At 65.7% G+C, this 14,455-nt stretch carries 11 protein-coding genes; 5 read left to right on the top strand and 6 right to left on the bottom strand.

The annotated features are described in order from the left end of the window. Window positions 1-286 precede the first annotated feature (286 nt). The 4 genes from AB4Y43_RS03685 to AB4Y43_RS03670 all read left to right on the top strand — a co-directional run bounded on the left by AB4Y43_RS03685 (window position 287) and on the right by AB4Y43_RS03670 (window position 5,497). On the top strand, window positions 287-790 hold the full coding sequence (locus tag AB4Y43_RS03685) for a MarR family winged helix-turn-helix transcriptional regulator (protein ID WP_368727064.1): 504 nt from the start codon (window positions 287-289) through the stop codon (window positions 788-790). An 89-nt stretch (window positions 791-879) separates the two neighbouring features. Beyond that, on the top strand, window positions 880-2,481 hold the full coding sequence (locus tag AB4Y43_RS03680; RefSeq protein ID WP_342945606.1) for an efflux transporter outer membrane subunit: 1,602 nt from the start codon (window positions 880-882) through the stop codon (window positions 2,479-2,481). Between the two features lie 65 nt (window positions 2,482-2,546). After that, window positions 2,547-3,827, top strand: a complete 1,281-nt coding sequence (locus AB4Y43_RS03675) for an EmrA/EmrK family multidrug efflux transporter periplasmic adaptor subunit (protein ID WP_368727063.1) — start codon at window positions 2,547-2,549, stop codon at window positions 3,825-3,827. Window positions 3,828-3,931: 104 nt separating this feature from the next. After that, window positions 3,932-5,497, top strand: coding sequence for a DHA2 family efflux MFS transporter permease subunit (locus tag AB4Y43_RS03670; protein ID WP_342945604.1), 1,566 nt, complete (start codon window positions 3,932-3,934; stop codon window positions 5,495-5,497). A gap of 105 nt (window positions 5,498-5,602) precedes the next feature. On the opposite strand, the gene truB is transcribed toward AB4Y43_RS03670, so the two are convergent. The 5 genes from truB to rimP form a co-directional block, all read right to left on the bottom strand. Beyond that, the gene (gene truB, locus AB4Y43_RS03665) at window positions 5,603-6,586 is read right to left on the bottom strand and encodes a tRNA pseudouridine(55) synthase TruB (RefSeq protein ID WP_368727062.1); all 984 of its coding nucleotides are present in this window, start codon (window positions 6,584-6,586) and stop codon (window positions 5,603-5,605) included. 8 nt (window positions 6,587-6,594) lie between these two features. Beyond that, a complete protein-coding gene (gene rbfA / locus AB4Y43_RS03660) occupies window positions 6,595-6,960 on the bottom strand; it encodes a 30S ribosome-binding factor RbfA (protein ID WP_042272510.1) in 366 nt (121 codons plus the stop codon). Between the two features lie 184 nt (window positions 6,961-7,144). Next, window positions 7,145-10,102, bottom strand: a complete 2,958-nt coding sequence (infB, locus tag AB4Y43_RS03655; protein WP_069267874.1) for a translation initiation factor IF-2 — start codon at window positions 10,100-10,102, stop codon at window positions 7,145-7,147. Between the two features lie 155 nt (window positions 10,103-10,257). After that, window positions 10,258-11,733: a transcription termination factor NusA gene (nusA, locus tag AB4Y43_RS03650; RefSeq protein ID WP_069267875.1), complete on the bottom strand. Its 1,476-nt coding sequence runs from the start codon at window positions 11,731-11,733 to the stop codon at window positions 10,258-10,260. Further along, window positions 11,730-12,188, bottom strand: coding sequence for a ribosome maturation factor RimP (gene rimP, locus AB4Y43_RS03645; RefSeq protein WP_254314233.1), 459 nt, complete (start codon window positions 12,186-12,188; stop codon window positions 11,730-11,732). Before rimP ends, nusA begins: the two co-directional genes overlap by 4 nt. 141 nt (window positions 12,189-12,329) lie before the next feature. Between rimP and AB4Y43_RS03640 the strand changes: the two genes are divergently transcribed. After that, on the top strand, window positions 12,330-12,533 hold the full coding sequence (locus AB4Y43_RS03640) for a hypothetical protein (protein ID WP_141710845.1): 204 nt from the start codon (window positions 12,330-12,332) through the stop codon (window positions 12,531-12,533). Window positions 12,534-12,690: 157 nt separating this feature from the next. Here the strand turns inward: AB4Y43_RS03640 and rluB are convergent, their stop codons facing one another. Next, window positions 12,691-14,448, bottom strand: a complete 1,758-nt coding sequence (rluB, locus tag AB4Y43_RS03635; protein WP_368727061.1) for a 23S rRNA pseudouridine(2605) synthase RluB — start codon at window positions 14,446-14,448, stop codon at window positions 12,691-12,693. Between the last annotated feature and the right edge of the window lie 7 nt (window positions 14,449-14,455).

The following is a 14,455-nucleotide window of genomic DNA, read 5'->3' as shown; positions in this document are numbered from 1 at the left end:
ACGCACTTTTGGGAACCTGAAATTATAGCACGCGCAGATGAATTGATCTCGCGCATATCAGGAAGCACCCTGGATCGGGGCGGCCGGCGTCGCAACCGCGCAACGCGGGTAAAAATTCGACGGGCGCCGCCGCGCGCCGTTCACGCCGGATTTTCCCATGCCCACGGGGCCGGATTAAGCCCCTACTCTGCAAAGGTTTCTCGGCAAAGGCAGAATAAACCTTGCCGCGTCAACTAACCGCCCCTATAATCCCTGCCTGGTCAACCATTGCACTCGCAGCAGAATCATGACGGATTCGACTCCCACGCCCCCGCCCGAAGTCCGCGACTACGACCTCGGCGAAAGCGTCGGCTACCTGATCTCGCGGGTGAAATCGACGATGTCGAACATGGTCACCCAGCGCGCCGTCGCCGAACTCGGCGTCACGAGCCAGCAGGCCAGCATCCTCTTCATGGTGGCGACCGGCAAATGCACGCTCGCAGCCGAACTCGCCCGCGAGTACGGCATCGACGCAAGCGCCGTCACACGTCTCGTCGACCGGCTGGAGAAGCGCGGGCTCCTCAAGCGCGTGCGCAGCTCCGAAGATCGCCGCGCGGTGCGCCTCGCGCTCACGCCCGAGGGCCTTGCCATCGCCGCGCGCATGCCGGCGATTTTCCGCAGTGTCACCGAGCATCTGTCGGCCGGATTCACGCCTGAGGAAGTGGGCTTCCTGAAGAGCATGTTGCGGCGGATTCTTTCGAATAGCTGCGAAGCTAGCCAGAGTTCGAACCCGAATCCGCCCGAGAATTGATGACGGGGCAAGCAAATTTGAAATCGCCGAACAAGAAAATAGCTGCAGCGTCCAGTATCACCACACACTCTCACGCATCGAGACGAGCAATGAAATCCCAAACCGAGTTTGCGCCCGTTCCGGCCGTGCGGGCACTGTCCTGCCGGGCGGCGGTCGCCGCCGCGGTCGCGGCGCTCGCCCTTGCGGGTTGCGCGAACTACATCGGCATCAAGAGCGACAAGACCATCGATCAGCCGCAGCAGTTCGAAAGCTCGCAGAGCATTCCGGCGCAAGGCGGCCAGTGGCCGACGCTCGACTGGGCAAACCAGTTCGGCGATCCGCAGCTGCCCAAGCTGATCGACGAGGCGCTCGAAGGCAGCCCGACCATCGCTCAGGCGCAGGCGCGCCTCGCCAAGGCCTCGTCGTATATCGAAACCTCGCGCTCGGCGCTCTTCCCGAAGGCCAACCTGAGCTACTCGTGGACCCGCGAGCTATACTCGGCCAACGCCCTGTTCCCGCCCCCGTATGGCGGCACCTGGTATAGCGAGAACAACGTGCTCGCCAGCGCCTCGTGGGATCTGGACCTCTGGGGCAAGAACCGTCAGCGCCTCGCGCAAGCCGTGTCCTCGCAGCGTGCCGCCGAGGCCGACATGCAGCAGGCGCGCATCACGCTCGCCTCGTCGGTCGCCCGCACGTACAACCAGCTCGCCCAGCTCTACGAGCTGCGCGACATCGCCGTGCACGAGATCGACAACCGCAAGACCATCGGCACGATCACGAACGGCCGCGTGGTGGCGGGCCTCGATACCAACGTCGAGAAACAGACCGCGAACGGCAACATCGCGACGAGCCAGGCGAACCTCTCGCAGATCGACGGCCAGATCGAATCCGTGCGCTACCAGCTCGGCGCGCTGCTCGGCAAGGGCCCCGACCGCGGCCTGCAGATCGCGCAACCGGTGCTCAACCCGGTCGCCAACGTCGCCCTGCCCGACAATCTGCCCGCCGACCTGCTCGCGCGCCGCCCCGACATCGTCGCCGCGCGCTGGCAGGTGGAAGCCGCGATGCACGACGTGAAGGAAGCCAAGGCCGAGTTCTATCCCGACGTGAACCTTGCGGCCGGCTTCGGCTTCGACGCGTTCGGCTGGGGCAAATTCCTGAACTTCACGAGCCGCCAGGCGAACATCGGCCCGGCCGTGCATTTGCCGCTCTTCGACGCGGGCGCGCTGCGCGCGCAACTGAAGGGCCGCTACGCCGACTTCGAGCTCGATGTCGCGAACTACAACCAGACGCTGATCGGCGCGTTCCAGGACGTGGCGACCAACGTGTCGACGATCCGTTCGGCAGACCGGCAACTGGTGGACGCCGATCGCGCGCTCGACGCGTCGACCAAGGCCTGGCAGCTCGCGGTGATCCGCTACAAGGCGGGGCTCTCCGAGCAGCTTCAGGTGCTCACCGCCGACCAGAACCGCCTGGCCGCGGAGCAGACGGTGTCGAACCTGAAGGCGCAGCGCCGCGACCAGCAGATGGCGCTCATCAAGTCGCTTGGCGGCGGCTTCGAAGCGCAAGGCGCGGGGCTCACGCCACCGGCCGAAGTCGGCAGCGAAGCGCGCGGCCAGAGCGACGTGAACGGCGCACCGTGGCGCGGTACGCGCTCGCCGCAGAACGCGGCAGCGGCGGCGAACGCTGCAAACGCCGCGCCCGTGTCGAACTGAGCGCCGAGCAGCACACGAACATCAAAAACTGAACGAACAGCACGCAAGCATCCGGAGATCCTTCCATGAGCACCCCCCAGCAGCCGGCGGCCAACCCGCAGCCGAACGCGAACAGCGGCAAGCGCAAGCGCATGATGACGCTGCTTGTCCTCGTGATCGTGATTGCAGCCGTTGCCTACGGCCTCTACTACTTCCTCGTCGCACGCTTCACCGAAAGCACGGACGACGCCTACGTGAATGGCAACGTCGTGCAGATTACGCCGCAGGTCACCGGCACGGTGATCGCACTGAAAGCGGACGACACGCAAACCGTGAACGTAGGCGACCCGCTCGTGCTGCTTGATCCGGCCGACGCACGCGTAACGCTCGAGCAAACCGAAGCGCAACTCGCGCAGACGGTGCGCCAGGTGCGCGGCCTCTTCGCCGACGACAGCCAGTACGAAGCGCAAGTCGCCCAGCGTCAGTCCGACCTCTCGCGTGCGCAGGACGACCTGCGCCGCCGCATGCAGGTCGCGCAGACGGGCGCCGTCTCGCAGGAAGAGATCTCGCACGCACGCGACGCCGTGCGCAGTGCCGAAGCCGCGCTCGAAGCCGCACAGCAGCAGCTCGCCGCAAACCGCGCGCTGACCGCGAACACGACCATCGCCAATCACCCGAACGTGGAAGCCGCCGCCGCCAAGGTGCGCGACGCCTATCTGGCGAATGCGCGCAACACGCTGCCCGCACCGGTTACCGGCTACGTGGCCAAGCGCTCGGTGCAGGTGGGCCAGCGCGTCTCGCCGGGCAATCCGCTCATGTCGGTGGTGCCGCTGAACTCGCTGTGGGTCGACGCCAACTTCAAGGAAGTGCAGCTCAAGCACATGCGCATCGGCCAGCCGGTCGAGATGACGGCCGACGTCTATGGCTCGTCGGTCGTCTACCACGGCAAGGTGGTGGGCTTCTCGGCGGGCACGGGTTCGGCCTTCTCGCTGCTGCCGGCGCAGAACGCGACGGGTAACTGGATCAAGGTGGTGCAGCGCCTGCCGGTGCGTATCTCGCTCGATCCGGAAGACCTGCAGAAGCACCCGCTGCGTATCGGCCTCTCGATGCAGGTGGACGTGAGCATCCGCAACGATTCGGGCACGCAGCTCGGCAATGCGCAGAACACCGTCTACGAGACCGATGTGTTCGCCAAGTACGGCGCGGAAGCCGACGCGGAAATCGCGCGCATCATCGCCGAAAACGCCGGTCCGAACGCGCACAAGGCGGCTAGCGTCAGCAACAACGCCAGCGGCGTGACCGGCAACGCATCCGCAAAGGCGCAGGTGTCGTCCGCTCACGCGGCGAAGCCGGGCGCAAAAGGCTGATTGAAGCCCTGATAAAAGCACTCGCAGACGCCGGCGCGGGCTGATCGTCAGCCCGCGCCGCTTTGTTTCGCGCGGCCTCCAACAGGTCAACAAGAAAGGACGCCATGGCAGCAGCACAACAACCCGTCGCGCATCCGCCGCTACAGGGCGCGCAACTCGTGATCGGCACCATCGCGGTGTCGCTCGCGGTGTTCATGAACGTGCTCGACACCTCGATCGCGAACGTGTCGATCCCGTCGATCTCGGGCGACCTCGGCGTGTCGTCGGACCAGGGCACGTGGGTCATCACCTCGTTCGCGGTGGCCAACGCGATCTCCGTGCCGCTCACCGGCTGGCTCACACAGCGTTTCGGCCAGGTGCGCCTGTTCATGGCGTCGATTATCCTGTTCGTGATCTCGTCATGGATGTGCGGCCTCGCGCCCACGCTGCCCTTCCTGCTCGCCTCGCGCGTGCTGCAAGGCGCCGTCGCCGGCCCGATGATCCCGCTTTCGCAAACGCTGCTGCTCGCGAGCTACCCGCGCGCGAAGGCGCCCATGGCGCTCTCGATGTGGTCGATGACCACGCTGATCGCGCCGGTGGCCGGCCCGATTCTCGGCGGCTGGATCTCCGACAACATTTCGTGGCCCTGGATCTTCTACGTGAACATTCCGGTGGGCATCGTCGCGGCGCTCGCCACGTGGGCGATCTTCCGCAATCGCGATTCGGAGGTGAGGAAGGCGCCGATCGACGGCGTGGGCCTCGCGCTCCTCATCATCTGGGTGGGCTCGCTGCAGGTGATGCTCGACAAGGGCAAGGACCTCGACTGGTTCTCGTCCACCACGGTCGTCGTGCTCGCGCTCACCGCCGTGATCGCATTCGCGTTCTTCGTGGTGTGGGAGCTGACCGCAGATCACCCTGTGGTCGACCTGTCGCTGTTTGCGCGACGCAATTTCACGGGCGGCACGATTGCGCTTTCGGTGGGCTACGGGCTGTATTTCGGCAATCTCGTGCTACTGCCGCTGTGGCTGCAAACCACCCTCGGCTACACCGCAACGGACGCGGGCCTCGTGATGGCGCCCGTGGGCTTCTTCGCCATCCTGCTCTCGCCGATCACGGGCAAGATCTTGCCGCGCACCGACCCGCGTTATATCGCGACGACAGCCTTCATCGTGTTCGCGCTGTGCTTCTGGATGCGCTCGCAATATACGACGGGCGTGGACACGTGGGCGCTTACGCTGCCTACGCTCATCCAGGGCATCGGCATGGCGGGTCTGTTCATTCCACTCGTGTCGATCACGCTGTCGGGTCTGCCGGGCCATCGCATTCCCGCGGCGTCGGGCCTGTCGAACTTCGTGCGGATCATGTGCGGCGGTATCGGCACCTCGATCTTCGAAACAGCGTGGGATCACCGGACGACGTTTCACCACGCGCGCCTGAACGAAGTGGCTACGCCGACCAACCCGGTCTTCAACCAGTCGATGCAGCAGTTCCAGGGCGCGGGTCTCGATCCTTCCCAGGCGCACGGGCTCTTCGACCGGATGCTCTCGCAGCAGGCCGCGCAACTTGGCGTGAACGACCTGTTCTGGATTTCCTCGATGATCTTCATCGTGCTGATCGCACTCATCTGGATCACGCGGCCCGAGCGTGCCGGTGGCGCGGACGCGGGTGCAGCGGCTTCGGCAGCGCATTGAGGTCGATGCGCTAGCGCTTGCGGGTATCCATAGCAAAACGGCACGTCCGCTTCCTCACCGACGTGCCGTTTTTATTCGTGCGCGCCAGGCGCGACGCAAGCGTGCTCAGGCTGCGCCGCTGACCACCAGCCGCTCCGGCGCAAGCACGCCGTTCGCGGCCTTCGCGACGCCAAGCAGGCGCCCATCCTCTGCATAGACGCGCACGCGTCCAGCCGCTTCGCAAACCGCGCGATCGAGCACCAGCTCGTTGAGCGGCAAGCGCTGGCCATGCGTGAAGCGGCGCGCCGCCTCTACATTGAGCGTCACGGCGGGGAACGTGGAGAGCAGCGCATCGACGGGACGCAGCCAGGTGTCGCGCTCGGGCTCGTCGGCGGCGGTGAGTGCGTCGAGCGTCACTGCATGCTCGAGCGTGAGCGCGCCCACACCCGTACGCCGCAGCATCACGAGATGCGCGCCGCAGCCAAGTGCCTCGCCGATATCTTCGGCAAGCGTGCGGACGTACGTGCCCTTGCTGCAGGTCACGCGAAACGTCACCTCGGGAACCTCGGGAAGCGCGCTGGCGATCATCTCCAACGCAAGGATCTTCACCTCGCGCCCTTCGCGCTCGACCGTCTGGCCCGCACGCGCATATTCATAGAGCGGCTTGCCGTCGCGCTTGAGCGCCGAATACATCGGCGGCACCTGCACGATGTCGCCGAGGAAGCGTGTCATCGTCTCACGCACGGCGGCTTCGTCGCAGGTGACCTCGCGCGTTTCGATCGCCTCGCCTTCGGCGTCGCCGGTGGCCGTGCGAATGCCGAGGCGCATGGTCGCCTCATAGGTCTTGTCGGCTTCGAGCAGATCCTGCGAAAACTTGGTCGCCTCGCCGAAGCACAGCGGCAGCAGACCCGACGCGAGCGGGTCGAGCGTACCGGTGTGGCCGGCCTTCTTCACGCGGTACAGGCGCTTCGCACGAATCAACGCGTCGTTGCTCGAAAGGCCAACGGGCTTGTCGAGCAGCAGCACGCCGTCGAGCAGGCGGCGCGGGACTCTCGGTCGCGCCGCGTCAGATCGCTGCCCGCCCTGATCCTGTTTCGATGATCCAGTCATTGCCCGCGTCAGTCGTCCTTCGCGCGCGTCGCGTTCGCCTCGTCGATCAGGCGCGACATCTCGACACCCTTCTCGACCGACTGGTCATAGTGGAAATGCAGCGTCGGCACCGTGTGAATATGCAGGCGCTTGAAGAGCTGGTTGTGCAGATGACCTGCGGCGTGATTGAGCGCTTCCTGCGTGGTCTTCGGGTCGCCCGTGAGGGTCGTGAAGTAGACCTTGGCGTGCGCATAGTCGGGCGTGAGTTCCACGCTCTGGATCGTCACGAGCCCGATTCGCGGGTCCTTGACTTCGCGCATCAGCTCAGACAGATCGCGCTGGATCTGATCCGCGATCTGCACGTTGCGATTCGGGGAAGTACGTTTTTTCGGCATGATGGTTCCACCTCTTGATCTGCGAGGCATTCGGGCGGCGTTGCGTCCATGAAGGCGCACACGGCCGCGCAAAAAACAAAACGGGCGGGGCTGGCCAGCGCCTGCCCCGCCCGTTATCGGCAAAACCGCGGCAAACCCGCGGTCAGGCGGGCGACCCGAAGGTCTGCCCGCAGGCGCCGCTGTATTACAGCGTACGCGCGACTTCGGTGATCTCGAACACTTCGAACTGGTCGCCTTCGACGATGTCGTTGAAGTTCTTGATTGACATACCGCACTCGAAGCCTTGCTTGACTTCCTTGACGTCGTCCTTGAAGCGCTTGAGCGAGTCGAGTTCGCCGGTATGGATGACGACGTTGTTGCGGATCACGCGCACCGACGACGAACGCTTGACGAAACCGTCCGTGACCATACAACCTGCGATCAGGCCGACCTTCGGCACGCGAATCACCTGACGCACCTCGGCCATGCCCGTGACCGTCTCGCGCTTCTCCGGCGCCAGCATGCCCGACATCGCCGCCTTCACCTCATCCACTGCGTCATAGATGATGTTGTAGTAACGGATGTCGATGCCATTCGCCTCGGCAACCTTACGCGCCTGCGCATCTGCACGCGTATTGAAGCCGATGATGACCGCCTTCGATGCCGTTGCCAGGTTGACGTCCGACTCGCTGATCGCACCGACCGCGCTGTGCACGATCTGCACGCGCACTTCGCTGGTCGACAGTTTGAGCAGCGATTGCACCAGCGCTTCCTGCGAACCCTGCACGTCCGCCTTGACGATGAGCGGCAGGTTCTGCACTTCGCCTTCGCCCATCTGCTCGAGCATGTTTTCGAGCTTCGCGGCCTGCTGCTTCGCGAGCTTGACGTCGCGGAACTTGCCTTGACGGAACATGGCGATTTCACGCGCCTTGCGATCGTCCGGCAGCACGATGACTTCTTCGCCCGCGCCCGGCACTTCCGACAGACCCTGGATCTCGACCGGAATCGACGGGCCCGCTTCCTTCGTGGGCTTGCCGGTTTCGTCGAGCATGGCGCGCACGCGGCCGTAGGCGCTGCCAGCGAGCACGACGTCGCCACGGTTCAGCGTGCCGGACTGGACGAGGATCGTTGCAACCGGCCCCTTACCCTTGTCGAGCTTCGCTTCGATCACGAGACCCTTGGCCGGCGCTGCGACCGGTGCCGTGAGTTCCAGCACTTCGGCTTGCAGCAGCACGTTTTCGAGCAGGTCGTCGATGCCTGCGCCGGTCTTCGCCGACACCGGCACGAACGGCGAGTCGCCGCCGTACTCTTCCGGCACGACGCCTTCTGCGACGAGCTCCTGCTTCACGCGCTCGAGATTCGCGTCCGGCTTGTCGATCTTGTTGATCGCCACGACGAGCGGCACACCCGCAGCCTTGGCGTGCGCGATCGCTTCCTTGGTTTGCGGCATCACGCCGTCGTCGGCTGCGACCACCAGAATGACGATGTCGGTTGCCTTTGCACCGCGAGCACGCATGGCCGTGAAGGCCTCGTGACCCGGCGTGTCGAGGAACGTGATGACGCCACGCGGCGTTTCGACGTGGTAAGCGCCGATGTGCTGCGTAATGCCGCCCGCTTCGCCCGCGGCAACCTTGGCGCGGCGGATGTAGTCGAGCAGCGAGGTCTTGCCGTGGTCGACGTGACCCATGACCGTGACGACCGGCGGACGCGGCAGTTGCTCGGCGTCCGTAGCCGTGCCCTGACCTTCGACCAGCAGCGCTTCCGGATCGTCGAGCTTCGCGGCAACCGCACGGTGGCCGAGTTCCTCGACGATGATCATCGCCGTTTCCTGGTCGAGCATCTGGTTGATGGTGACCATCTGGCCCATCTTCATCATCGCCTTGATGACTTCCGATGCCTTCACGGACATCTTGTGCGCGAGGTCGGCCACCGTGATGGTTTCCGGCACGTGCACTTCACGCACGATCGGCTCGGTCGGCGCCTGGAACGTCGACGCGTCCTGGTGACGGCCACGGCCCTTCGGGCCGCCGCGCCAGCCGCGGTCCACGCCGCCCGACGAGTCGCCGCGCGTCTTGATGCCACGGCGCTTGGCCGCGTCGTCCTGCCAGCCGCCCTTGCCTGCGCCCGGCTTCTTGTTGCGGTCGCCCGCACCGGCACCCGGCGCGCTCGTCGAAGGCGCGGCAGTCGTGGCCGGCTTCTTCGCCGCGGCGCCTGCTCCGGCGGCCGGACGTGCCGGCGCACCTTCCGGACGGGCCGGCTTGTGCAGCGTGCCCTTGGCTTCGGCGGGCTTGGCCGGCTCGACGGGCTTGGGCGGCTCGGGCGCCTTCACCTGCGCCTTGCGCGGCGTGTTCATCATCTCGCGGATCGCGCGCGCTTCGGCTTCTGCAGCCGCGCGGCGGCGGGCGATCTCGTCCTGTTCTTTCTGCGCCTTATCGGCGGCTTCGCGCGCGGCGGCTTCGGCCTTCTGGGCCGCCTCGCGCTGCGCGGCGCGCTCGGCTGCGGCGCGCTGTTCTTCCTGCTGATCCTGCGCTTGCTTCACTTCTTTCGCTTCCGCTTCGGCATTGCGCTGCGCAGCCACGGCCTGAGCGGCCAGTTCGCGAGCGGCGGTATCGGCCGCTGCCCTCTTCTTTGCAGCTTCTTCTTCGGCGCGGCGGCGTTCGGCCTCGGCGGCCTCTTCGCGCGCACGGCGCTCCGACTCTTCACGGGCGAGCAGTTCCTGGCGCTCCTTGAGCTCCTGGGCCTGACGCTCGAGCAGTTCTGCCTCGCGGCGCGCTTCTTCCTCGCGGCGCTGCAGCTCCGCCTCTTCGGCGGCAGCAGCTGCGTCGGCTGCATGATTCGATGCCTCCGCCTCTCCGGCGGACTCGTCGCGGCGGACGAACGTGCGCTTCTTGCGCACCTCGACCTGAATGGTGCGTGCCTTACCCGTCGAATCGGACTGCTTGATCTCCGACGTATGCCGTTTCGTCAGCGTGATCTTGCGTTTGTCTGCATCAGTCGAGCCGTGAGACTTGCGCAAGTGATCGAGCAGACGCGCCTTGTCGGTCTCCGACAAGGCATCGCTCTCGCTCGCTTTCGTGACGCCCGCCGCCTGCAGCTGCTCGAGCAGCACGCCGGCAGGCATTTTCAGTTCCGCGGCAAATTGGGCTACGTTGTTACTCGCCATTCATTCCTCTTAATGCAAGGACCGATTCCTTGCGGTTGACATCGGGTCATGCGGCCTTCGGTGCCTCGCGTTCTGCAAGGCTCCGCCGCGTTCAGTTCAGTGGGTCATGGTCGCTTCCTGCTCGTCGCGCCCTGATGCAGTTTCCCGTTGGCGGGTTACTGGAACCAGTGCTCACGTGCCTTCATGATCAACGCCTTGGCGGCGTCCTCTTCCATTCCCGTCATTTCGACCAGTTCATCCACGGCCAGCTCGGCGAGCTCGTCGCGGGTGTGAACTTCATGCTGCGCCAGTTTCGCGAGCAGGTCCGGGTCGATACCGTCCAGACTCTTGAGGTCCAGCGCGGCGCTTTCCACCTTCTCCTCGTTCGCGATCGCCTGCGTGAGCAGCGCGTCGCGAGCGCGGTTGCGCAGTTCGTGCACGGTGTCCTCGTCGAACGCCTCGATTTCCAGCATTTCGTTGAGCGGCACGTAGGCGATCTCTTCGAGGCTCGTGAAGCCTTCGTCGATCAGGATGTCGGCGACTTCCTCATCCACGTCGAGACGCGCCATGAACAGGTCGCGCAGCACCGTGCGCTCCTGATTCTGCTTTTGCGCGGATTCGTCCGGCGTCATGATATTGATTTGCCAGCCGGTCAGTTCGCTGGCGAGACGCACGTTCTGGCCGCTACGGCCGATCGCGACCGCGAGTTCGCTCTCGTCGACCACGACGTCCATCGAGTGCTTTTCCTCGTCGACGACGATCGACTGCACGGCAGCCGGCGCGAGCGCGCCGATCACGAACTGGGCGGGATCCTCCGACCATAGCACGATGTCGACGTTTTCGCCACCGAGCTCGTTGCGCACGGCCTGCACGCGCGAACCGCGGATGCCGACGCAGGTGCCGATCGGGTCGATGCGCTTGTCGTAAGCCACCACGCCGATCTTGGCGCGCACGCCCGGATCGCGCGCCGCCGCCTTGATCTCGAGGAGGCCCTGTTCGATTTCGGGCACTTCCATTTCGAACAGCTTCATCAGGAACTCGGGCGCCGTGCGCGAGAGTTCGATCTGCGGGCCGCGAGCGGTGCGATCGACCTTGCCGATCCACGCGCGCACGCGGTCGCCCACGCGCAGGTTTTCCTTCGGAATCAACTGGTCGCGGCGCAGCAGCGCTTCCACACGGCCGGATTCGACAATGAAGTTGCCCTTGTCCATGCGCTTGACCGTACCGGTCATGATGCTTTCGCCGCGCTCGAGGAAGTCGTTCAGGATCTGCTCGCGCTCGGCGTCGCGCACCTTCTGCAGGATGACCTGCTTGGCGGCCTGCGCGCCGATACGGCCGAACTCGACCGAAGGTACCGGCTGCTCGACGAAACCGTCGATCTGCGCTTCGGGGTCCTGCTCGCGGGCTTCGAACAGCAGGATTTCCTGGTCCGGCTCCTGCAGGCCCGCCTCGTCCGGCACGACGCGCCAGCGGCGGAACGTTTCGTGCTCGCCGCTTTCGCGATCGATATGCACGCGGATATCCGCATCCTCGTCGAAGAGTTTCTTGGAGGCCGACGCAAGCGCCGCTTCAAGGGCGGCGAACACCACGTCCTTGTCGACATTCTTCTCGCGTGCCAGCGCATCCACCAGCATCAACACTTCGCGACTCATTGTTTGCGGCTCCTAAAGTCAACTTTGGGGACAAGGCGTGCTTTGTCGATGTCCGCGAGCGTGAAATCGAGCATCGCGGGACCCGCCTTCCCTTCGAATTCCAGACCGATGGAATCGCCTTCGGGAGCATGCACGATACCCCGGTACGATTTCCGTCCGTCCAATGGCTTTTTCAACGTGATTACCGCTTCGCAGCCTGCGAAGCGTTCGAAGTCCGCCAGTTTCTTCAGCGGACGGTCGAGACCGGGCGACGAAACCTCGAGTCGCTCGTAGTCGATGTTCTCGACCGTCAGAACGTGCTGCAGCTGACGCGTGACCTTCTCGCAGTCCTCGATCGCGATCCCCGCGGGCTGATCGATGAAGATGGTCAGCATGCCGCGCCCGGTGCGCTCGAGGTCGACCAGCTCGTAACCGAGCCCGGTGACCGTGGTTTCAATCAGTTCCGTCAGTTGCACAATGCCCACTCCAGATGTTCTGCGCAGCGGGCCGGCAACTTCCTTCGCTCTAATTCTTGCTTCGCTAGGGATTCGCGGGCCGCGCGCCAGGTGAGCGCGCGCGCTTCTCACCTACCTGCCCCACGATGACGAACGACCCGGATGATTGGAGGCCCCCAAATTGACAATGCCGAACGTGAAACGTCGGCATCTGTTGGTATCCAATTTGGGGCGAACCAAAAAAAAATGGGCGAAACGCCCATCTTCTCACTTAGCCAGGTGGTCGCACCTGGGGCGCGTATTACAGCGCAGAAAAACAGCCGCACGCCCAGCGACTTTGTGATTCTAGCCTTTTTTGCACATTAACGCAAATCACCGGTCAAGCCCAAGCCGCCTTTTGCCGTTATTTATGGGCTAGCAAGGGGATTTTCCGGTGTTTTATGCGCGAACCGCGCGCATTGCCGCCGTTGCATCGCCGCGACGCCCGCCGCATGTCGCAGCCGGGCGTCGCGCGCTTCACGCGTCAGTGCCCGCGCGTGCGGTTGCGCGGCGTGCCACGCGGGCCGCCACGGCTGTTGCCGCCCGCGCGGTTGCCGTTGGGGTTGGCATTGCCGCCGTTGCCGCCGTTGCCGGGACCGCTGCGGCGGTTGCCGCCGGCATTGCCGCCCGCACGCTTGCCCTGCGCGCCCGGCGCACGGTTGCCGTCGACCTCGCGGCCGCCCGCACGGTTGCCGCCACGGCCGCCGAAACCGGAGGCCGCGCCGAAATTGCCGTGACCGGCACCCGCGCCGCCGCCGAAGCCGCCCGCCGCACCGCGCCGTCCCTGGCCCTGACGCGGCTGACCCATCGCACCGTGCGAACTCAGCACCGGCTCGCGGTTGATGAAGCCCATCGACGTCTGCATCGGATCGGGCTGGCGACGCTCCTGCTCCTTGCCGCCGCGACCGCCCTTCTCTTCGCTCGGCGCCTTCAGGCCGACCGCTGCCATCAGCGCGCGCACCTGGTTGTCTTCGAGCTCTTCCCAGCGGCCGCGCTTGAGACCCTTGGGCAGCGCGATCGGGCCGTGGCGCGTGCGGATCAGGCGGCTCACCATCAGTCCCGCCGCCTCGAACATCCGGCGCACTTCGCGGTTACGGCCTTCGGCCAGCGCGACGTGATACCAGTGATTCGTGCCTTCGCCACCGCCGTCGCGGATGCGCAGGAAACTCGCGGGGCCGTCCTCGAGCTCGACGCCCTTGAGCAGCTTCTGGCGATTCCCCTCGGTCAGCTCACCCACCACGCGCACGGCGTATTCACGCTCCACGCTGTAACGCGGGTGCATGAAACGGTTGGCCAGATCGCCCGAGGTGGTCAGCATCAGCAGACCTTCGGTGTTGAAGTCCAGACGGCCGACGGCCAGCCACTTCGCCGTTTTCATCGGCGGCAGGCGATCGAATACCGACGGACGGCCTTCCGGATCGGCGTGGCTCACGATTTCGCCGGTCGGCTTGTGATAGATCAGCACGCGCGGCGGCTTGTTCTGCAGCTTGCGCTTGATGGGCTTGCCATTGATGCGGACCTGGTCGGTCGGCAGAATGCGCTGGCCGATGTGCGCGGGCTCGCCGTTCACCGAGACGCGCCCGGCGATGATCAGCTCTTCCATGTCGCGGCGCGAGCCCATGCCCGCATCCGCCAGCACTTTGTGCAGCTTCGGTGCGTCGTCGTCCGGGCTCAGCACGCGCTTGGGCTGCTGGGCACGGCCGCGGCGCAGCATCGGCGCCCGCACGCCCGAACCGGCGCCGTTGTCGGCGTCGAACGCCGGCGACGTCACGTACAGGAACAGGTCGTCCTGCGTGGACTCGCCCGCGGCGGCGGCCGGCTGGCCTTCGCCTCGCACCTGGCCCTTCTGTCGCTTGCCCGCGCCTTGCTGGCGCTCGCCCTGCTGGCGTTCGCCCTGACGCTCACCTTGAGCGGCAGCGCCCGCATTCTGGCGGCGGCCCGGCTTCTTCGCGCCTGCGTCCTTGTTGCGCGGTGCGCGCCCGGCAGGAGCACGCTCAGGCGCCGCTTGCGGCGCGTCAGCGGGCGCTGCGGGCGCGTCCGCGCCCTCCGCGCCTTCTGTGGCCTTGGCCTTCGCACCCGCGCGGCGGCGCGCGATCAGGCTGCGCGGCCCGCGGCGCAGGCCGCGGCGCGGACGCTCTTCGCCCTCGCCGCCCTGTGCTTCGCCTTCGACCTGCGAAGCCCGCGTGTCGTCGTCGCGCGCGGAGGACGCGTCGGTCGAATCGGTGTCGTGGATATCAGTCAAAACAACC

The organism is Paraburkholderia sp. BR10872 (assembly GCF_040965835.1).
GTDB lineage: Bacteria > Pseudomonadota > Gammaproteobacteria > Burkholderiales > Burkholderiaceae > Paraburkholderia > Paraburkholderia nodosa_A.
The sequence above is the reverse complement of the archived record's forward strand: the minus strand, read 5'-3'. Positions and strand labels throughout refer to the sequence as shown.

Excerpts from the sequence above, each read along its gene's own strand:
- AB4Y43_RS03685 (WP_368727064.1), top strand. The coding sequence starts at position 287 with ATGACGGATTCGACTCCCACGCCCCCGCCCGAAGTCCGCGACTACGAC.
- AB4Y43_RS03680 (WP_342945606.1), top strand. The coding sequence starts at position 880 with ATGAAATCCCAAACCGAGTTTGCGCCCGTTCCGGCCGTGCGGGCACTG.
- AB4Y43_RS03675 (WP_368727063.1), top strand. The coding sequence starts at position 2,547 with ATGAGCACCCCCCAGCAGCCGGCGGCCAACCCGCAGCCGAACGCGAAC.
- AB4Y43_RS03670 (WP_342945604.1), top strand. The coding sequence starts at position 3,932 with ATGGCAGCAGCACAACAACCCGTCGCGCATCCGCCGCTACAGGGCGCG.
- truB (WP_368727062.1), bottom strand. The coding sequence starts at position 6,586 with ATGACTGGATCATCGAAACAGGATCAGGGCGGGCAGCGATCTGACGCG.
- rbfA (WP_042272510.1), bottom strand. The coding sequence starts at position 6,960 with ATGCCGAAAAAACGTACTTCCCCGAATCGCAACGTGCAGATCGCGGAT.
- infB (WP_069267874.1), bottom strand. The coding sequence starts at position 10,102 with ATGGCGAGTAACAACGTAGCCCAATTTGCCGCGGAACTGAAAATGCCT.
- nusA (WP_069267875.1), bottom strand. The coding sequence starts at position 11,733 with ATGAGTCGCGAAGTGTTGATGCTGGTGGATGCGCTGGCACGCGAGAAG.
- AB4Y43_RS03640 (WP_141710845.1), top strand. The coding sequence starts at position 12,330 with ATGATTGGAGGCCCCCAAATTGACAATGCCGAACGTGAAACGTCGGCA.